The sequence below is a fragment of the Aquimonas sp. genome (assembly GCF_044377145.1).
Taxonomy (GTDB): Bacteria; Pseudomonadota; Gammaproteobacteria; order Xanthomonadales; family Xanthomonadaceae; genus Aquimonas.
This window is the reverse complement of the sequence record NZ_JBILJQ010000015.1, coordinates 1-18,475: the sequence shown is the minus strand read 5'-3', so window position 1 is coordinate 18,475 and position 18,475 is coordinate 1. Positions and strand designations below refer to the sequence as shown.

Here is an 18,475-nt window from a genome sequence, read left to right as displayed (position 1 = left end):
CTTGCATCAGTTGCCGGCTGCGGATCTCAGCCGGATGTCCTATCCCACGTTGCCGACCAGCTTGAGTTTCTTGTCGTCCGGCACTTCGTGATAGGCCAGCACGAACAACTCGGGGATGCCGGTGCGGGTGAGCTTGGCGATCATCGATCGCACCGCCCCCGGCACCAGCAGCACCGCCGGCTCGCCGACCGCTTCCTGCCGTTTCACACACTCCAGCAGTGACTGGTGCATGCGTTCGGCGAGTCCCGGTTCGAGCGCGGCGCCGTTGCCGCTGACGGACTCCTGCAACACCCGTTCCAAGGCCGGCGCCAAGGTGTAGACAGGCAGTTCGGGGGCGAGGCCATTGATCTCCTGGACGATGAAACGGCCGAGCGCGGCGCGCACCGCGGCGGTCAACTGGGTCGGATCCTGCGTTTGCGGCGCGTGTTCCAGCAGGGCCTCGGCGATCCGCCGCAGCTGCCGGATCGGCACCTTTTCGGTCAGCAGGTTCTGCAGCACGCGGACCACGACGGAAAGTGGCAGCGCGCGCGGCGTCAAATCTTCGACAAGTTTGGGGTGGGTGCGCGCCAGCGCCGTCAGCAGCTGCTGCACTTCCTCATGCCCGAGCAGATCAGGGCCGTGCTGGCGCACCAGATGCGAGACATGGGTGGCGATGACGGTGGCGGGGTCGACCACGGTCAGGCCCATCGCCTCGGCCTGCGCGCGTGCGGTCGGCATGATCCACAGCGCATCCAGGCCGAAGGCCGGGTCGCGAGTCGGGATGCCGTCGATGTTGACCGGCACGCGGCCGGGATTCAGCGCCAGCTCGCGCTCCGGGTGGATGTCGCCGGCGCCGATCGGCACGCCGTGCAGCAGGATGCGATAGGCGCCGGGCGAGAACTCCAGGTTGTCGCGGATGTGCACCGGCGGAATCAGAAAGCCCAGCTCCTGGGTCAGCTTGCGGCGCACGCCCTTGATTCGCGCCATCAGCTCGCCGCCCTGGGCGCGGTCGACCAATGGGATCAATCGGTAGCCGACTTCGAGCCCGAGAGAGTCCACCGGGGTCAGGTCGTCCCAGGACAGCTCGGTGGGCGCGGGCGGTGCAAGTGCTTCCAATGGCGGTGCCTCCATCTGCACCACCAGGGAACGCTTGTGCAGCATCCAGGCCGCGTAGCCGAGCACCGCAGCAAGGCTCAGGAATGCGAAATTGGGCATGCCCGGCACCAGCCCGACCGCGCCCAGCACAACGGCGGCGATGGTCAGCGCGCGGTGGTGCCCGAACAGCTGGGACATCACCGTCTTGCTCATGTCGTTGGAGCGCGAGACGCGGGTGACCAGAAGCGCCACGGCCGTCGAAATGAGCAGGCCGGGCAGCTGCGCGACCAGGCCATCGCCGATGGTCAGCAGGGTGTAGATGCGCGCAGCCTCGCCCGCCGAAAGATCATGCTGCAGCATGCCGATGGCGAAGCCGCCGAACAGGTTGATGAACAGGATCAACAGACCGGCAATGGCGTCACCGCGGATGAACTTGGAGGCGCCGTCCATCGAGCCGTAGAAGTCGGATTCCTCGCGCACTTCCTCGCGTCGTCTGATCGCTTCTTCGCGCGAGAGCAGGCCGGCATTCAAGTCGGCGTCGATCGCCATCTGCTTGCCGGGCAGCGAATCGAGGATGAAGCGTGCGGACACCTCGGACACGCGGCCGGCGCCCTTGGTCACCACCACGAAGTTGATGATGGTGAGGATCGCGAACACCACGAAGCCGACCGCGTAGTTGCCGCCGATGACGAAGGCTGCGAACGACTCGATGACCTTGCCGGCGGCGTCCGGGCCCTCGTGGCCGTGCAGCAGAACCACCCGGGTCGAGGCGACGTTCAGCGCCAGCCGCAGCAGGGTGACCATCAGCAGGATGCTCGGAAACACCGAGAACTCCAGCGGCCGCTGCACGTACAGCACCGCCAGCAGGATCACCAGCGACACCGCGATGTTGAAGCTGAATAGCGCGTCCAACATGATCGGCGGCAGCGGCACCACGATCATGGCCAGCATGGCCATCACGATCAGGGGTGCGCCCAGGCCGTGCCGCAGCACGTTCAGGATTTGCGTGCCGCGGCTGGTGGCGAGCGCCGGCTGGGCCATGAATTAGGGATCTCGCGTCTGGGTTTCGTCGATTTCGATCGGCTTGAGCGGCGGCGGCGGGCTGCCGCCTTCGCGACGCCAGCGCCGCAACTGGTAAACGAAGCCCAGCACCTGGGCGACCGCGGCATACAGCCGGACCGGGATTTCCTGGTCGAGCTGCACATCCCTATACAAGGCGCGTGCCAGAGGCGGTGCGGAGACGATCGGCACCCGGTTTTTCTCGCCGAGTTCGCGGATGGTGATCGCGATCAGATCAACGCCCTTGGCCACCAGCTTGGGCGCGCGCATCTTTTTCGGGTCGTAGACAATCGCCACCGCGTAATGGGTCGGGTTGACCAGGATGGCGTCGGCGGTGGGCACCGCTTCCATCATCCGGCGGTTGGCGATCTCCTGCTGCACCTGCCGGATGCGCCCCTTCACCTCCGGGCTGCCTTCGGATTCCTTGAACTCGTCGAGCAACTGCTGGCGGGTCATCTTCAGCTTGCGGTGATGGTTCCAGAGCTGGAACGGCCCATCGATCAGCGCAACAAGAATCAGCGTTGCGGTGAGGTAGGCCAGCAGGGTCAGGGCCATGATGCCGCCGTGGGCGGCGGCGCGCGGCAGCGGCTCATGCAGCAGGCTGAGCAACTCCGGCATCTGTGCGCGCAGGGTCAGCACGCCGACCAGGATGATCAGACTGACCCGCAGCACCGCCTTGAGCGTCTCGACCAGGCCCTCCGCACCGAACAGGCGCTTGAAGCCGGCGATCGGGTCGAGCTTGCTGAACTTCGGCACCAGCGACTTGCCGCTGAAGTTGAAGCCGCCCAGCGCCAGCGGCGCCAGCGCACCGGCCAGTACCCCGACCAGCATCAGCGGCAGCGCGGCCAGGAACAGCTCCAGCAGCATTTCGCCGGTGCGCAGGATCGGATCTCCGCGCAGCAGGTCTTCGCGGCTGAGCGACAGTGCGCGCGCCAGCCAGTCGCCGCTGTGGGCGACCAGGCTGGCGCCGCTGTAATACAGCATGCCGACGGTGAGCCCGAGCATGGCCGCGCCACCGAGCTCACGCGAGCGCGGGACCTGGCCCTCCTTGCGGGCGTCCGCAAGGCGTTTCTGGGTAGGTTCTTCGGTCTTGTCGGCGCCGTCGTCTTCGCCGGCCATCAGCGGATCAACCGTGCGGCTTCGTCCAGCGCCTGGGCGAACAGGGCCTTCAGCGGTTCCAGCAGGTTCGGCATCAGAGCGATCAGCAGCACGAAGCCGACCAGCAGCGCCGCCGGCAGGCCGATCGCGATCGGGTTCAGCGAGGGCGCGGTGCGTGCCATCACGCCGAAGGCGATGTTGACCGTGATCATCGCGATCATCACCGGCAGCGACAGGCTCACCCCGGCGACGAAGATGATCCCGGCAAAGCCCGGGATCGCGTCGAGCAGGTCGATCATCGCCACCGGGGTGGCCCCGGCCGGCAGTACCGAATAGCTCTCGAACAGCACCGACAGCAGAGCCAGGTGCGCATCGACCGCGAAGAAGGTCAGCCCGGCCACCACGGTCAGCCACTGCGTGACCACGCCGCTCTGGGTGCCACGCATCGGGTCGATCATCTGCGCAAAAGCCAGGCCCATGCCCTGGGCGATCAGCTCGCCGGCCATCGCGGTGGCCTCCAGCGCCAGCCGCATCAGAAACCCGAGCGAGGCGCCGATCGCGAGTTCACGCGCCACTGCCAGCACGGTTTCGGCATTCAGCCCGGCCACCACCACCGGTGCCGGCACCAGCGGTGCGACCGCCGCCGACAGCGCCAGCGCGAAAATCAGACGGATCCGCCGCGGCACCGCGCGGGTGCCGAGAAAGGGCGACAGCAGCAGCAGCGCGCCGATCCGCAGCGACAGCCAGACCACCTGCTGGGCATAGGCCAGCAGGTGCAGGCCTTCAAGGGTGATGCCGGTGGTGGCGTCCATGGCTGTGCGCCTTGGCCTAACCGAGCATGGACGGAATGCGCTGGATCAGGCTGGTGGTGAAGGTCACCAGTTGGGCCAGCATCCAGCCGCCGCTGATCGCCAGCACCAGGGCCAGCGCAAACAGTTTGCCGATGAAGGCGATGGCGGGCTCATTGACCTGGGTGGCGGCCTGCAGCAAGCCGATCACCACGCCGATCACCAGGGCCATGCCGAGCATCGGCGTGGCGATCACCAGGGCCATGGTCAGCGCCGCCTGCAGCTCGCCCATGACGGTATCGGGGGTCATGGCTCTAGGTGGTCACGAAGGACGCGGCCAAGGTGCCGACCACCAGGGCCCAGCCATCCACCAGCACGAACAGCAGAATCTTGAAGGGTGCGGAGATCAGCATCGGCGACAGCATCATCATGCCCATCGACATCAGCACGCTGGCGATCACCAGGTCGATGATCACGAACGGCACGAACAGGAAGAAGCCGATCTGGAACGCGGTCTTCAGCTCGCTGGTGAGAAAGCTCGCCATCAGCACCGGGAAGGGCACTTCATCGGGGCTGGCGTAGCCGGTGCTGCCGGACAGACCGGCAAACAGCATCAGGTCGTTCTCGCGCACCTGCGCGAACATGAACTCGCGGATCGGCACCAGGGTGGCCGTGAGCGCGGGCTCGAATCCGATCTGGCCGTCCAGATAGGGGCGGACACCGCCGATCCAGGCCGCATCGATCACCGGCATCATCACCAGCGCGGTGACGAACAGGGCCAGCGCCAGCAGGATCTGGTTGGACGGCGTCTGGCCGGTGCCCAAGGCCTGCCGCAGCAAGGCCAGCACCACGATGATCCGGGTGAAGGCGGTCATCGCCAGCAGCATGCCCGGCAGCAGGGTGATCATCGTCATCAGGGCGAGGATCTGCAGCGGCACGCTGATGGTCTGGCCGCCCACATTGGCGATGTTGACGTCGGGCAAGGTCGGCAGGGTCGGCATCACCGGCGCGGCCGGAGTGGCCAGCACCGGCGCCGCGAAGCACAGCAGCAGCACCAGCAGGAGCAGGCGCAGCGGGCTCATGGTTTGGCCTCCCGGCGCGCGCCGAGCCGCTGCGCCAGCAGGGCTGCGAAATTGGGGCCGGTTTCAGTCGGCTCGGGCAGCGGTGCATCGAAGCGATGCAGACACTGCACGCCGCTGGCGCTGACGCCGATCAGCAGGGTTTCGCCGCCGGCCTCGACCAGCAGCAGGCGTTCCTTCATGCCCACGGCCAAGGTGGCGCGCACCTTCAGCAGCGAGTTGCCGGAGGCATTGATGCCGGGCAAGCGGCGCAGCAGCCAGGCGGCGAGCAGGATCACCCCGATCACCAGCAGCAAGCTGAGCAGCAGGCCGCCGAGGCTGCTGGCGCTGGTCAGGCTGGGCATGGCGGCAGGGACAGTGCCGGCGGAGGTGGCAGCGATTTGCAGCATGGCGGGCTTCAGCGCAGCCGACGCAGGCGTTCGGCCGGGCTGACCACATCGGTCAGACGCACGCCGAAGCGATCGTTCACCACCACCACTTCGCCGTGGGCGATCAGGGTGCCATTGACGTACACATCCAGCGGTTCGGCCGCGCCGCGCTCCAGCTCGATCACCGAGCCGGGGTTGAGCTGCAGCAGGTTGCGGATCGGCACGCGTGCGCGGCCCACTTCCAGTGCCAGGGTGACCGGAACGTCGAGCAAGACTTCCAGATTCAGTTCGTTGCCGCCGCCTTCGGGCGACAGCGCCCCGAACTGGGCCGGGCTGGCGCCAAGTGCATCGGTGTTGTTCATGGCATCGGCCTCTGCAGATGGGGTGACAGTGGAATCGCCGGCTGCCGCACCTCGGTGATCTTCACCGCGCGCTTACCGCCGTGGGCGCCGAACTCGCCGCGGAACACCGGCACGTTCTCGACCAGCAGGTCGATCTGTTTGGGCATTTCGATCGGCAGGATGTCGCCGGGTTTGAGGTTCAGCAGGTCGCGCAGGGCCAGGGTTTTGCGGGTCAGCACGCTGCTGATCTCGACCTCGGTGTCGTGGATCTGCGCGCGCATCTCGGTGACCCAGCGCTCGTCGCGCTCGGCGCGGTCGCTCTGCAGACCGGCGTCGAGCTGTTCGCGCAGCGGCTCCAGCATTCCGTAGGGAAAGCTGACGTGGATGTCGGCGATCACGCCTTCGAGCTCGACCGAGAAGCGCGAGACGACGATGTACTCGCGCGGGGTGAGGATGTTGGCGAAGTGCGGATTGACCTCGGAGTTGGTGTACTCGAACTCCAGCTTCAACACCGGCGACCAGGCTTCGGTGAGGTCGTGGAAGACCTGCTCCAGCAGCAGCTGGATCACCCGCATCTCGGTGGCGGTGAATTCGCGGCCTTCGATCTTGGCGTGGAAGCGTCCGCCGCCGCCGAAGAAGGTGTCGACCACCGCGAACACCAGCTTGGGCTCGAAGATGATCAAGGCGGTGCCGCGCAGCGGCTTGACCTTGATCAGATTGATATTGGTCGGCACAAACAGGCCGTGGGTGTACTCGGCGAACTTCAGCATTTCTATTCCGCGCACCGAGATCTCCGGCGAGCGTCGCAACAGGTTGAAGATGCCGATCCGGATCAGCCGAGCGAAGCGCTCGTTGACCATCTCCAGGGTGGGCATGCGCCCACGCACGATGCGGTCCTGGGTGGCGAAATCGTAGGCGCGCGCCTCGCCGGGCGCGAAGTCCGGCTCGGTCGAAACCACCCCGGCGTCGACGCCGTGCAGCAGGGCATCGATCTCGTCCTGGCTGAGGATGTCCCTGTTCACGGGCGGGCGCTTACTGGGTCACGAAGCTGGTGAAGAACAGTGCTTCCACGCCGTCGTAGCCGGTTTCTTCCTTGAGCACGCGGTTGATTTCCTCCAGCGATTTGGTCTGCAGTGCTTCGCGTCCCTCCGGCGAGCGCAGCTCGGACTGGGTCTGGCGCGCAAACAGCATCAGCAATGCGTTGCGCACCGCGGGCATGTGGGTGGTGAGATCCGCGATGGTCTGCGGGTCGCGCGCCATTACCTGGATCTCGGTCTGCAGATAGCGGGTGCTGCCTTCGTCGGCGAGATTGACCACGAAGGCCGGCTCCATCGCCACGTACTGCGCGGGCAGGCGCTTATCGGTCTTGCGCTCTCCGCCGGCGCGCGGGTCCTCTTCGGCATGGGCTTCGGACTCTCCCTTGGGCAGCATGAAGTACGCAGCGCCGCCGCCGGCACCGAGGCCGACCAGCAGCACGATCAGCACCAGAACGATCGGAAAACCCTTCTTGGGCTCGGCGGCAGGGGCGCCAGCAGCGGCGGGGGCGGGCTTGGGGGCAGGCTTGGCAGCCATGGACATCTCCGATCAGGTCTGCGGAGCGGTGTGCAAGCGGCGTGCCGAAGGCGCGGGGGAGCGATGCAGGCGTAGCTGCGACCGCCAGAGTGCGTGTTGCGCCGCGCCAATCAACGGCCGGTGCGGCCCCCTGGCGTGGGGAGGCTCGGCCCCAGGCGGGCTCAAAGTCGGCGATTCGGCGAGGTGCTGTGTGGCTTGCGCAAGCCGTGCTGCTGGAAGCCGCCGGGTTCGGCGGACGATTCGTCAAACTATTGGCGCACCCGTGTGCCGGTTTTGCGTCACCGCCTCAGGGATCGCGCACAGACCTCGCCAAGCATGGTCTGTGCGGAAGCGTACAGACTCCTCTGTTGAGGGGCGTAGGCTGGATGGTGGCGACTCGCCGCCCTACCGATGTCCACCATGCCCAATTCGCCGGAAATTCCGCAGGAAAATTCGCCCGAGCATTCTCCCCTGCAGAACCATCTGCTCGCCGCCTTGCCGGCCGAGGTGCAGGGCCGGTTGTTCGGATTCCTTGAGCTCGTCAAGCTGCCGCTGGGCAAGGTGCTGTACGAATCAGGCACGGCGCTGCGGCATATCTACTTTCCGACCGATTCGATCGTGTCGATGCTGTACGTGATGGAAAACGGCGCCTCGGCCGAAATCTCGGTGGTCGGCAACGAGGGCCTGATCGGCATCGCCCTGTTCATGGGCGGCGAAAGCACCACCAGCCGCGCGGTCGTCCAAAGCGCCGGCTGGGGCTATCGGCTGCCGGGCTCGGTGTTCCGCCGCGAGTTCGATCTCCATGCCGACATGCTGCACCTGATGCTGCGCTACACCCAGTCGCTGATTACCCAGATGGCGCAGACCGCCGTCTGCAATCGTCACCACTCGGTCGACCAGCAGCTGTGCCGCTGGCTGCTGCTGTCGCTGGATCGTCTGTCCTCGAACGATCTGGTGATGACCCAGGAGCTGATCGCCAACATGCTCGGCGTGCGCCGCGAGGGCGTCACCGACGCCGCCGGCAAACTGCAGAAGATCGGCGTGATCGACTACAAGCGCGGCCACATCCGGGTGCTCGATCGCGCGCGGCTGGAGGAGCTGAGCTGCGAGTGCTACGCGGTGGTCAAGACCGAAACCGACCGGCTGTTGCCCTGGCCGCTGCGCCGCAGCGCCGGCACCCAGCGTTCGCCCGCGATCGCGTGATTCCGCTGTGCTCGCGGGCAGCAGCCTTTTGCCACGGTCGGCCTGCGGTTTGCCGAGGCCACGGCGGGTGTGCTGCAGCGAACAGACCTGCCGCCTGCAGGCGCGCAATTTGAGCCACCTGCGGCACCCCTGCCGCCGGCCGAAGCGGCCCTGACGGCCGCAGTGCCAGGAGACGTGGATGCACATGGATGCGCGACATTCCGCCGGCAATCTGCTGCTGGATCGATTGCCGGCAGCACAGCGGGAACACTTGCTGGAGCACTGCGAGCTGCGCGCACTGAGCGCCGGCAGCGAGTTGTCGACCGGCGACGGCAGCGTGCAGGCGCTGGTGTTCCCCATCACCGGCGCGGTTTCAGAGTCGCCGGGAGGTGAGGAGCACGGAGCCTTGCAGCTGGCCCTGGTCGGCCGCGAGGGCATGCTCGGCGCCGCGCTGATGCTGTCGAGCTGCAGTTCGCCCTTGCGCACCATCGTGCGGATCGAGGGCAGCGCCCTGTATCTGCTGCGAACCCGTTGGAACGAGGCGCGCCGCGCCGTGCCGCAGCTGCATGTGCTGGCGGAATGCGCGCTGTGCCTGCAGCTGCGGCTGTTCTCCCGCGCTGCGGTGTGTCTGCGCTACCACTCGGCCGAATCGCGGCTGGCGCGCTGGCTGCTGGCGGCCGCGGACCGCGCTGAAGAACCCTTGATCGCGATCACCCACGAGCGCCTCGCCGAACTGCTGGGCCTTCGCCGCAGCGGTGTCACCGTCTGCGCTGGCCATCTGCAGTCGCGCGGCCTGATCGACTATCGCCGCGGTGAGATCCGCCTGCTCGATCTGGACGGCTTGCGCGACGCGAGCTGCGCCTGCTACGCGCAGGATGGAGCCTCAGTCACTGCCGCGTTCGCCGCGGCCCTGACCGCGCCGCCGACGCGCCGGCTGGTGCCGCGTTCGCGGCCTACGGCTGCCGTACTGGCGCCGCTCGGTCTGGGGCCATCGCCGTTGCGCACGTACTGATTGCACGCGCGGAAGCGCTGCGCCATCGCCAGCGCGATGGGCAGCGACCCTCCGGGGCCGCTGCCCATCCCGTGCTTCACATCTTCAGACGCGCATTGGCTTCTTTGAGAAAGTGTTCGACCTGGCGCTTGGCCTCGTCGCGGTTCACCGCATAGCGCTCTTCGATCAGGCCGGACAGCTTTTCGGCATGGCCTTCGGACTGCAGCAGCTCATCGTCGGTGAGCTTGCCCCAGGTCACTTTCGCGCTGCCCATCTGCTGCTTCCAGCGCGCCTTGAGTTCGTCACCACTGGGCAGGCTCATGCCGGCGGATGGGTCGGTGTCGGCAGCTTGCCGGTGGGCTTTGTTCCTGGCTTGTGGTCGGACTTCGAATCGGGCTTGGCCGCTGCCGCGTGCTGCGGTGACCGGTCCTCGCCCTTGCCACTGGGCTGCGGAATCGGAGCGCCGAACTTGCCTTGTTTGCGGTCTTTGTCGTGACTGCCGGGGGTGCTCTTCATGGAGATCTCCTGGATGCGAGGCGCGCCGCGGGATGCAGCGACCCTCGCTCGGAAGCCTGATTGTTCGGGTGGGGTCAGTCGGTGCGTTGGCCCACCCAGCGCAGGCGGTGCCGACAGCGCATTCGCAGACTGCGCAGCTGGGCGATACGGCTTGGCCTGCGCGGTTGGAATCGTGGTCGTCGGCAGATCGCACAAGTGCGGGACCGCACCGACGGCAGGGTCAACCGCGACCACTCTGCTTCGCAACCGGCGTGAATCTCGCGCTACAGCAGGTGGTGGCCATGTGCGCTGTGATGTCAGTGAAGTCAGAACCCGCACTGAGCGCGTCGACCCACGACGGTGGCCACCGGTGATCCGGCTGCTGCGCTCGCTGGAGGTGGGCTGCTGGTCGGCAGGACTGGCGCTGGGCCTGGCCTATCTCGGCCCACGCGGCTTGGGCGAATGGGAGCGCACGCAGGCGGTGGCCGAGTTTCATCGGACCGCGCCTGCAGCCTCGCCGGAGCCGCTGACTGCAGCTGCAACGCCCGGCAATGCGCGGCCTGCGCCAGCGCCCGATCAGTCGCTGTGGTCGGCAGGCCGGATTGCACTGCACGCGGCCGAAACCGCTGGCGCCGGGTCGACCCCGCATAGCCGGCCGCTGGCCCTGCTGAAGATCGCGCGACTGGGCCTGGAAGTGCCGGTGTACGCCGAACTCAACGAGCGCAACCTCAACCGCGGCGCCGCGCACGTGGCCGGCACCGCGCCGCCCGGCGCCGTGGGCAACAGCGCGATTGCCGCGCACCGTGATGGCTATTTCCGCGTGCTGCAAACGGTCGCCATCGGCGATCTGGTCGAGCTTGATCTCGGCCGCGGCAGCGAGCGCTACCGGGTCAGCGCGCTGTCGATCGTCCAGCCCACCGATCTCAGCCCGCTGGATGCGTCCGACACCGCGGCCCTGACTCTCATCACCTGCTACCCCTTCTTTTTTGTCGGCAGCGCGCCGCAGCGATTCATCGTGCGCGCCGAGCGGATTCCCCCGGACCCGGGTGTCGCCACTGACACGCGTGTGGACGGGGCCTTGTTGCAGATCCACGCCAGGAGCACCACGCCATGACTACCTCCAATTCCAAACCACGCCTTTGCCTGCCCGCGTTCGCCATCGGTGGGCTCCTGCTTGCCGGCGGCGCGCTGGCAGCCCCGCAGATGGACACCAGCAAGCTGCCCACCCCGAGCAACCACACCGAGGACTGCGCGCAGGTGATCTGGGACACCCAACTGGTTTCAACCTACCCGCGCATCGCCAGCGGCTGCCGCGAGGTGGTGATGGTCAACGGCAAGAAGTGGGCGCGCTTTGAAGGCGACTTCGTGCGCAATAACGAGGACGGCTCGTTCACCACCGAGTTCATCGATCTGCGCGACCGCTCGCTGGGCAACGTCACCCTGATGCCGAAGCCCGGCCAGCAGGTCACCCTGTCCGGAACCAAGACCTATTTCCGCGAACTGCGCGCCGACCAGCGGCTGAATCTGTATGTGCCCGAAGGTGCAAGCGGTTTCGCCATGGACACCACGGAGCCGGTGGACCGCTATGCCAGCCTGGTCCGCTATGAGGCCGCGCCGGAGATCGAGCCCGCGCCGCAGCCTGAACCCGACCGTCGCATGGCTCAGATGACGCCCGCCAACCCGCCGCTGGCCCGCCTGCCCGACACCGCTGGTCCGCTGCCGCTGTTGGCGCTGGGTTCGGTGCTGTCGCTGTTCGGCGGCTCGGCGCTGGCGCTGCGTCGTCGACTGCGCGCGCGCAAGGCTTGATCCAGCGCTGACGTGGCTGGCCGGCACCCGTGCGGATGCGCGGGCGCCGGCCACGCCGCAGGTCGGTTGCCGGGCTCGCTCGGCGGCCGCGTTTTGCATTCTCTGGAGCACACATCCATGTACGACATCCTTCGCAAGGCCCTGCTGCTCGCGGGCGTCTCCCTGCTGTTGTCCGCCTGCGTCGGCTACGAGCGGCAGGACCGTGGCTACAACTCGCAAGCGGGCTATGCCAGCAGCGATCGCGACTACGCGCGCAATGACGATGATCGTCGCCGCGACGATCGCTACAGCCCGCGCCGCTGCGACAGCTGCGGCACCGTGGAAGCCATCCATGAGGATTGGGAGCGCGAGCACGCGAGCGGCGGCGGTGCCGTGCTCGGCGCGATCCTGGGCGGCGTGGTCGGCAACCAGGTCGGTTCCGGCAGCGGCCGCCGTGCAGCCACCGTGGCGGGCGCCGTGATCGGCGGCGTGGCCGGGAACGAGGTCGAACGCCGACGTGGCGACGAGCAGCGCGTTTATCGCTTCGAAGTGCGGATGGACGACGGGCAGTGGGCTGAGGTCACCCAACGCGAGCTGCGCGGCCAGAGCATCGGCGACCGCGTGGATCTGCGCCAGCAGCAGCTTTATGCGATCGACTGAACAATCGGGCAGGGCGGGTGCCGGCTGCCTGGCTCACCGCGCGCACCGGCCGTCACGCCCGACCTCGCGCGAGCTGGATGGAGATCCGCGGCCGTGACTGTTGGCGCGTGAGTGATGCATGGACTTCTGAGTGAAGGCAGCCGGCATGTGCCGGCTGCTTCCTTGTCACGACTCAGACGGGCGCTCAGCGCGACTTGCGTGCCGAGCCGAGCAGCACCACGCCCGCGATGAGACTGGCCAGGCCGGCCCAGATCGGGATATGCAGATAGCTGCGTTCCTGAACTTTCAGCTGCAACGGGCCGATATCGACAGCATGGGTGTCGCGGGTGTAGCTGAAACCACCGTAGGCCAGCGCGAGTGCGCCAGCGACGATCAGGACAATGGCGAAAGAACGCAGCGGATTCATGTGGAGTTCCTTGGAACGGGTTGTTGCCCGAGCCCGCAAAACGGCGGGCGGGTAGGGCGTTCCTGTGTTTCGGTGCGGAGGCAGCGCGGGGGGCGAAGCGCGTCTCAGCCCACGCAAGGCTGCCGCGTCGGCCTGTGCCTAAGCGGCAGCTCGTGCGAGCGGATCAGTGCTTGCCAACGCAGGGCTGACTCGAAGCGCACGCGTGTCGCTAGAGAACTCTGCGGCCGCCGATGACCCGCAGCAACACGACCACGATGGCGATCACCAGCAGGATGTGGATGAGCCCGCCCATGGTGAACGAGGTGACCATGCCGAGCAGCCACAGGATGACGAGGATGACGATGATTGTTTCAAGCATTGCGCTCTCCAGAACGATGAAGCGGACAGCGTGGGCACGCTGAGGATGCGCGGTGTGGACTCCGCGGATGCTGCCTTGGCGAGACGAACCGATAGCGCTTGCGCGGCACCAAGATGGGGCCCGAGTCGCCGGCGGCTTCGTTGCGGGTGCCCGACCCGACAGGAGTGAAGGCTGCGCTCACCCATGGCCAAGTTCTGTGCGCTGTCGAACACAGCTTGCTCCAGTGGGTAACTGAATTCTGCGCGACTGATCCGGACGGTTCTGTGTGCGTCAGCGAACTGAACTCGGGCGCGCTGTGGCTCAACCTTGTGTCCTACCCGCAGGAGAGTCTCCATGCACACGTCCAACCCCCAGAACATCGCGCGGCTCGCTGCCGTCAGTCCCCGCCGGTGGTGCTTGCTGCTGGCCTCTGTGCCGCTGCTGCTGTCGGCCTGCGCCAGCGCACCGGTGTACGACCGCCAGCTGGCGGCTGCCGAGACCGCGGTGGAGAACGCCAACACCGCCAGCACCCAGGAAAACGCCGCAACCGAGCTGCGCGTCGCCACCGACAAGCTGGCCAGCGCACAGCGCGCGGCCAGCAACAAGCAGCCGGCGCTGGCCCTGCAGCTCGCGCAGCAGGCTGAGCTTGACGCCCAGGTCGCGGTGCTCAGCGCGCGCTCGGCACGCGCGCTGAAATCGGCCCAGGAGTCGCAGGAGGCCGCGCGCATCCTGCAGCAGGAAATGCAGCGCAGCAGCACGCGTTAAGCGCAGCCCTTGTCGGTTCGCCCGCTGCGCCCGTCAGCCCTTGAGCCGGCCCTGGCGAAGCTGACCAGATCCACCCCGTCAAGATCGGCCCCATCAAGATTCGACTCCTCAGGAACAATCCAATGAACATCAGACAGGCTTCGGCCGTCGCCATCACCCTGATCGCTACGCTCGCCCTCGCGGCCTGCAGCTCCACCCCCAAGCGCAACCTGGCGCTTGAAGACGCGCGCCAGCTGCATCAGCGCGCCCAGTCGAACCCGCAGGTGTTGAGCCTTGCCGGCGAAGAAATGGCGCGCGCCGATGCCGCACTGGCCGAGGCCGAGCCGGCGAAGAAATGGCGCGCGCCGATGCCGCACTGGCCGAGGCCGAGCGCGCCTGGAAGGCGCGTGAGCCGTTGGGCACGATCGATCATCTGGCCTACATGGCGGGCCGCCGGGTCACTCTGGCCGAAGCGACCGCTTCCAGCATCGCCTCGCAGGCGATCGTGGATGGCGCCGCCGCCGAGCGCGACCGCCTGCGACTGGCGCAGCGCACCCAAGAAGCCGATGCCTCGCGCGATGCCGCCGACCGCAGCCGGATGGCGGCGAATAGCGCCCAGCGCGATGCCGAATCGGCCCAGCGCGATGCCTCGCAGTCGCAGCGTGACGCCGAGTTCGCCCAGCGCGAAGCGCAGATGGCGCTGGCCGATACCGAGGCCGCGCGCCGCGAGATCGCCAGCCTGGAAGCCGATCTGGCCAGCCTGAATGCGCGGCAGACCGAGCGCGGTCTGGTGGTGACCTTGGGCGATGTGCTGTTCGATACCGGCCGCGCCCAGGTGCGGCCGGAGGGCAACACCAATCTGCGCAAGATCGCTGAAGTGCTGCGCGATCACCCCGGCTATCGGGCGGCGATCGAGGGCCACACTGACAACGTCGGCAGCGCCAGCTCCAACTATCTGCTGTCGGAGCGTCGTGCCGCCGCCGTGCAGCAATCGCTGGTCGGTTTCGGCGCTGCGTCTTCGCAGCTCAGCACCACCGCGCGTGGGCAGGAGTACCCGGCTGCGAGCAACGAAACCGCCTCGGGCCGGCAGATGAACCGCCGCGTTGAAGTGATCTTCAGCGCGATCGAGCCGGTGGCCGCGCAGTAGGTCGAACCACCGGCGCGGTTCGACTCGCGCCTACGCTGCAAACAGCGCGCCCGCACCTGCTGCGGGCGCGCTGCTGTCTGCGCTACGGACGCACTCCGCCGCGACTATTGAATGCTCAGCCGCGGAACGAACCGGACAGCGCCTACTGCTCGTGCAAACGGCGCAGCGCCAAGGTCAGCAGGGCGCGGCTGCCGTGCTTGAGCGCGTCTTCGTGCAGCAGGAACTCCGGCGAGTGGTTGTTCGGCGCGGTGTTCGGGTGCACCTCAGGGCCGGTGCTGCCGACCAGCAGGAAGAAGCCCTCGCTGCGGTTGGCGAACTCCGAGAAATCCTCGGCAATCGTCTGCAGCGGCATCTCCACCACCTGATCGGCGCCGAACAGCTCGACCAGCCACGGCCGCACGCGGCGGGTCAGGCCGACATGGTTGGCGGTGACCGGCGCATTGTTCTTGACCATCAGCTCGGCGCTGCCGCCGGCGGCCTCGGCAATCGCCTTGGCGGTGCGTTCGAAGCGGCGCAACACGTCATCGCGCACCTCCATGTCGAAGGTGCGCAGGGTGCCTTCGATCTCGACCACATCGGGAATGATGTTGAAGCGGATCCCGCCGCGGATTGCACCGGCGGTCAGCACCACCGGCGAGCGGCTGATGTCGATCTGGCGGGCGATGATGCCGTGGCTTGCCACCACGATCTGCGCGGCGATCGAGATCGGATCGACACCGCCCCAGGGCCGCGAGCCGTGGGTCTGCTTGCCCTTGATTTTCAGCACCCAGCGGTCGGAGCTGGCCAGCATCGGGCCGCCGCGAAAGCCGACCGTGCCGACCGGCAGCTGCGCCCACACGTGCAGGCCGTACACGGCGGCCGGCTGGAAGTCATCGAACACGCCCTCGGCCAGCATCATCCGCGCGCCGCCATCCTCGCCGTGTGGCGGGCCTTCTTCGGCCGGCTGGAACACGAACAGCACTTCACCCGGCAGCTCTTCGCGGATGCTGGCCAGCGCCTGCGCCACGCCCATCAGGATGGCGACATGCGCATCGTGGCCGCAGGCGTGCATCACGCCGGTGGTCTGGCCGTTGTACTCGGCGGTGGCGGTGCTGGCGAAGGGCAGGCCGGTGGCCTCGGTGACCGGCAGCGCGTCCATGTCCGCGCGCAATGCGATCTTCGGGCCGGGCTTGCCGCCGCGCAGCAGGCCGGTGACGCCGGTGTGGGCGATGCCGGTTTTCACCTCAAGCCCGAGCGCGCGCAGATGCTCGGCGACCTTGGCGCTGGTGCGAACCTCGCGGTTGCCGAGTTCCGGATGCTGATGAATATCGCGCCGCCACTCGACCATCGACGCATCGACGCTGCGCGACAACGCCTCCACGTCGAAGGCCGCGGCGGGCAGAGGCAGGGCGAGCAACGCGGTGAGCAGCAGCGGGAGCCGCAGGCGCAGATTCGGCAACAGACGCATGAGCATTCCTTGGGCAGGCGAAGAATCGAGATGATGCAGTAGGGCACAGTGTGCCGGCGGGTTGCTTAGTGCCTCTGCGCCTTCGATGAGCTGCGATGGCACAAGCGGCGCGCGCGGCACAACCCGCTCGATGCGGCATGCTGCTGCAGCCGGTCGGCGCAGTTCCGTCGGCTCAGCCTTGTTTCAACCCACCCTGGATTTGAACGATGTCCTACGTGCGCTGCCTGCGCGGCCTGGTTTCGGGCCATGAGTACCCGGCCGATGTGCCGATGAATCTCGACCCCATCGATGGTCGGCCGGTCGAGATGGTGCTGGACCTCGAACGGCTCGCGCGCGAGCAGCCCGATCTCGGCTGGTACCAGCCGCAGCGCCGCGACATGTGGCGTTTCGGCGGGCTGATGGCGCTGGACATCAACGATCCCGCCGACGCCGCGCACGTTGTTGCCCTGGGCGAGGGCGGCACGCCCCTTCTCCCGTTCGAGCATCCCGCAGCCAGCGCAGCCGGGCTGCGCCTCCAGCTCAAGGAAGAGGGACGCGCCGTGCCCGGGTTCGGCGCCAACCCGACCCAGAGCTTCAAGGATCGAGGCATGGCGATGGTGGTGGCGCAGGCGCGGCGGCTTGGACTTCGCAAGCTGGCGGTGCCGACCCAGGGAAATGCAGGCGATTCGCTGGTGCGCTATGCCTTGTCAGCAGGCATCGAGGTGCACGTCGCGATGCCGCCGGATACGCCATTGCCGATTCTGGGCAGCGTCGCCGCTGCGGCACTCCGGTTTCCTCAGCAAATCCGGCTGAGCCTGGTCGGCCCGACCATTCGCGAAGCGGGGGCATTCCTGAAGACCGAGGTGGTTCCTCAGGGTTGTTTTCTGGTCGCTACCTTCCAGGAGCCGGGCTGGCGCATCGAGGGCAAGAAGAGCCTGGGCCTCGAACTGGCCGAGCCTGCGCCGGGCGAGACCCGCTGGCAGCTGCCGGACGCGGTGATCTATCCCACCGGCGGCGGCACCGGCGTGCTCGGCATGTGGAAAGCCTGGGATGAGCTTGAAACCCTCGGCGTGATCGACAGCCGCCGGCCGCGCATGCTGTGCGTGCAGAGTGAGGCCACGCCGCCGCTGGTGCGCGCCTTCGAAACGGGTGCCAGCGACACCACGCCGGTGATTGCAGGGCATACGCTTTCGACCGGCTTGAACGTGCCGGGCGGCGTCGGCCACTTCCGTGTACTGGAGATCATCCGCGCGTCCGGCGGCGCCGCGGTGGCGGTGAGTGAGGACGATACCGCGGCCGAGTTGCGCCGGATCTGGGCGGGTCAGCGCCTGTGGATCAGCCCGGAAGGCGCCGCCTGCGCGGCGGCCATTCCCCAGCTGCTGGACCGCCGATTGCTGAAGCGTGACGAGCGGGTGGTGGTGGTCAACACCGGCTCGGCGGAGAAGTATCTGCCCGAGCTGCGGCACCTTCTGAGCTGAGCCACTGCAACAGCGGAGCGCGCGAGGCTGCCGATGTTGGCAAGCTCGCGCGGCGCTGCCGCGCGAGCTTGGATGCGCGGAGCCGCCGCGATCAGTTCACCGGCAGACCATAGCCATGGCCGCGGTAGATCTTCAGGCGCCAATCGCCGGTCTGCCATTCGCCCTCGGTGTCACGGCTGGAGAGGCGCTCACGCACCAGCAGGCGTGCCTGCGGGTCGAGGCTGCCATCGCCCGGCGCAAAGGGATTGCCCAGCAGTGTCCATTCGCGCAATTGCTGCAGCTGGCAGCTCGGCTCGATCGGCTGCGGACATTGCGCGTGCCAGACCTGGGTGACGCTGTCGTAGTGTAAGCGTCCGCCCACCTCACCTACCTTCCTGACCTGATTCTCCCGACCGTCTCCGGTTTCCCCAACGGAGGAGCGGTCGATGGCGTGTTCGGAGGTGCGGCGGTGGCGGGCGCATGTGCG

General features: G+C 67.5%; 23 protein-coding genes. 8 read left to right on the top strand and 15 right to left on the bottom strand.

The features are described from left to right. Positions 1-39: 39 nt before the first annotated feature. From flhA to fliL, 9 genes are read right to left on the bottom strand one after another with little or no spacing between them, the layout of a single operon-like run. Entirely contained in the window at positions 40-2,115 is a 2,076-nt protein-coding gene (gene flhA, locus ACIQ7H_RS06835; protein WP_395789730.1) for a flagellar biosynthesis protein FlhA, read from the bottom strand. Between the two features lie 3 nt (positions 2,116-2,118). Beyond that, positions 2,119-3,252, bottom strand: coding sequence for a flagellar biosynthesis protein FlhB (flhB, locus tag ACIQ7H_RS06830; protein WP_395789728.1), 1,134 nt, complete (start codon positions 3,250-3,252; stop codon positions 2,119-2,121). Next, positions 3,252-4,043 (bottom strand): flagellar biosynthetic protein FliR, encoded by a 792-nt coding sequence (gene fliR, locus ACIQ7H_RS06825; protein ID WP_395789726.1) that lies wholly within the window; start codon positions 4,041-4,043, stop codon positions 3,252-3,254. Before fliR ends, flhB begins: the two co-directional genes overlap by 1 nt. 16 nt (positions 4,044-4,059) lie before the next feature. After that, entirely contained in the window at positions 4,060-4,329 is a 270-nt protein-coding gene (locus ACIQ7H_RS06820; RefSeq protein WP_395789724.1) for a flagellar biosynthetic protein FliQ, read from the bottom strand. A gap of 4 nt (positions 4,330-4,333) precedes the next feature. After that, positions 4,334-5,101 (bottom strand): flagellar type III secretion system pore protein FliP, encoded by a 768-nt coding sequence (gene fliP, locus ACIQ7H_RS06815; RefSeq protein ID WP_395789722.1) that lies wholly within the window; start codon positions 5,099-5,101, stop codon positions 4,334-4,336. Continuing rightward, positions 5,098-5,487 carry a flagellar biosynthetic protein FliO gene (gene fliO, locus ACIQ7H_RS06810; protein WP_395789720.1) on the bottom strand — a complete coding sequence of 130 codons (390 nt, stop codon included), beginning with the start codon at positions 5,485-5,487 and terminating at the stop codon, positions 5,098-5,100. The genes fliP and fliO overlap by 4 nt, the downstream gene beginning before the upstream one ends. An 8-nt stretch (positions 5,488-5,495) precedes the next feature. Next, positions 5,496-5,828, bottom strand: a complete 333-nt coding sequence (gene fliN / locus ACIQ7H_RS06805; protein WP_395789718.1) for a flagellar motor switch protein FliN — start codon at positions 5,826-5,828, stop codon at positions 5,496-5,498. Then, a complete protein-coding gene (gene fliM, locus ACIQ7H_RS06800) occupies positions 5,825-6,829 on the bottom strand; it encodes a flagellar motor switch protein FliM (protein ID WP_395789716.1) in 1,005 nt (334 codons plus the stop codon). Before fliM ends, fliN begins: the two co-directional genes overlap by 4 nt. A 10-nt stretch (positions 6,830-6,839) precedes the next feature. Further along, positions 6,840-7,379, bottom strand: a complete 540-nt coding sequence (gene fliL, locus ACIQ7H_RS06795; RefSeq protein WP_395789714.1) for a flagellar basal body-associated protein FliL — start codon at positions 7,377-7,379, stop codon at positions 6,840-6,842. A gap of 399 nt (positions 7,380-7,778) precedes the next feature. Here fliL and ACIQ7H_RS06790 point away from each other — a divergent pair, with 399 nt between their 5' ends. Next, positions 7,779-8,561: a Crp/Fnr family transcriptional regulator gene (locus ACIQ7H_RS06790; protein WP_395789712.1), complete on the top strand. Its 783-nt coding sequence runs from the start codon at positions 7,779-7,781 to the stop codon at positions 8,559-8,561. 184 nt (positions 8,562-8,745) lie between these two features. Further along, the gene (locus ACIQ7H_RS06785) at positions 8,746-9,552 is read left to right on the top strand and encodes a Crp/Fnr family transcriptional regulator (protein WP_395789710.1); all 807 of its coding nucleotides are present in this window, start codon (positions 8,746-8,748) and stop codon (positions 9,550-9,552) included. A gap of 76 nt (positions 9,553-9,628) precedes the next feature. Here ACIQ7H_RS06785 and ACIQ7H_RS06780 read toward each other — a convergent pair whose 3' ends face one another. Further along, on the bottom strand, positions 9,629-9,853 hold the full coding sequence (locus tag ACIQ7H_RS06780; RefSeq protein ID WP_395789708.1) for a CsbD family protein: 225 nt from the start codon (positions 9,851-9,853) through the stop codon (positions 9,629-9,631). Then, on the bottom strand, positions 9,850-10,047 hold the full coding sequence (locus ACIQ7H_RS06775) for a hypothetical protein (RefSeq protein ID WP_395789706.1): 198 nt from the start codon (positions 10,045-10,047) through the stop codon (positions 9,850-9,852). The genes ACIQ7H_RS06780 and ACIQ7H_RS06775 overlap by 4 nt, the downstream gene beginning before the upstream one ends. A gap of 349 nt (positions 10,048-10,396) precedes the next feature. Here ACIQ7H_RS06775 and ACIQ7H_RS06770 point away from each other — a divergent pair, with 349 nt between their 5' ends. The 3 genes from ACIQ7H_RS06770 (at position 10,397) to ACIQ7H_RS06760 (ending at position 12,471) form a co-directional block, all read left to right on the top strand. Then, complete coding sequence (locus tag ACIQ7H_RS06770; RefSeq protein ID WP_395789704.1) at positions 10,397-11,140, top strand: class D sortase; 744 nt, start codon at positions 10,397-10,399, stop codon at positions 11,138-11,140. Further along, entirely contained in the window at positions 11,137-11,832 is a 696-nt protein-coding gene (locus ACIQ7H_RS06765; RefSeq protein WP_395789702.1) for a hypothetical protein, read from the top strand. The genes ACIQ7H_RS06770 and ACIQ7H_RS06765 overlap by 4 nt, the downstream gene beginning before the upstream one ends. 117 nt (positions 11,833-11,949) lie before the next feature. Further along, positions 11,950-12,471: a glycine zipper 2TM domain-containing protein gene (locus ACIQ7H_RS06760; RefSeq protein ID WP_395789700.1), complete on the top strand. Its 522-nt coding sequence runs from the start codon at positions 11,950-11,952 to the stop codon at positions 12,469-12,471. Positions 12,472-12,655: 184 nt separating this feature from the next. On the opposite strand, the gene ACIQ7H_RS06755 is transcribed toward ACIQ7H_RS06760, so the two are convergent. Both ACIQ7H_RS06755 and ACIQ7H_RS06750 read right to left on the bottom strand, forming a co-directional pair. Then, positions 12,656-12,877 carry a hypothetical protein gene (locus ACIQ7H_RS06755; protein ID WP_395789698.1) on the bottom strand — a complete coding sequence of 74 codons (222 nt, stop codon included), beginning with the start codon at positions 12,875-12,877 and terminating at the stop codon, positions 12,656-12,658. A gap of 208 nt (positions 12,878-13,085) precedes the next feature. Then, a complete protein-coding gene (locus ACIQ7H_RS06750; protein WP_395789696.1) occupies positions 13,086-13,235 on the bottom strand; it encodes a lmo0937 family membrane protein in 150 nt (49 codons plus the stop codon). 333 nt (positions 13,236-13,568) lie between these two features. Here ACIQ7H_RS06750 and ACIQ7H_RS06745 point away from each other — a divergent pair, with 333 nt between their 5' ends. Beyond that, positions 13,569-13,979: a DUF4398 domain-containing protein gene (locus ACIQ7H_RS06745; RefSeq protein WP_395789694.1), complete on the top strand. Its 411-nt coding sequence runs from the start codon at positions 13,569-13,571 to the stop codon at positions 13,977-13,979. 334 nt (positions 13,980-14,313) lie between these two features. Further along, a complete protein-coding gene (locus ACIQ7H_RS06740) occupies positions 14,314-15,105 on the top strand; it encodes an OmpA family protein (protein ID WP_395789692.1) in 792 nt (263 codons plus the stop codon). Positions 15,106-15,247: 142 nt separating this feature from the next. Here the strand turns inward: ACIQ7H_RS06740 and ACIQ7H_RS06735 are convergent, their stop codons facing one another. Beyond that, a complete protein-coding gene (locus tag ACIQ7H_RS06735; RefSeq protein WP_395789690.1) occupies positions 15,248-16,552 on the bottom strand; it encodes an amidohydrolase in 1,305 nt (434 codons plus the stop codon). A 206-nt stretch (positions 16,553-16,758) separates the two neighbouring features. Between ACIQ7H_RS06735 and ACIQ7H_RS06730 the strand changes: the two genes are divergently transcribed. Continuing rightward, positions 16,759-18,009 (top strand): threonine synthase, encoded by a 1,251-nt coding sequence (locus tag ACIQ7H_RS06730; protein WP_395789688.1) that lies wholly within the window; start codon positions 16,759-16,761, stop codon positions 18,007-18,009. A gap of 91 nt (positions 18,010-18,100) precedes the next feature. Here the strand turns inward: ACIQ7H_RS06730 and ACIQ7H_RS06725 are convergent. Further along, positions 18,101-18,475, bottom strand: a 375-nt coding sequence (locus tag ACIQ7H_RS06725; protein WP_395789686.1) for a hypothetical protein, incomplete at its 5' end; no start/stop codon positions are given.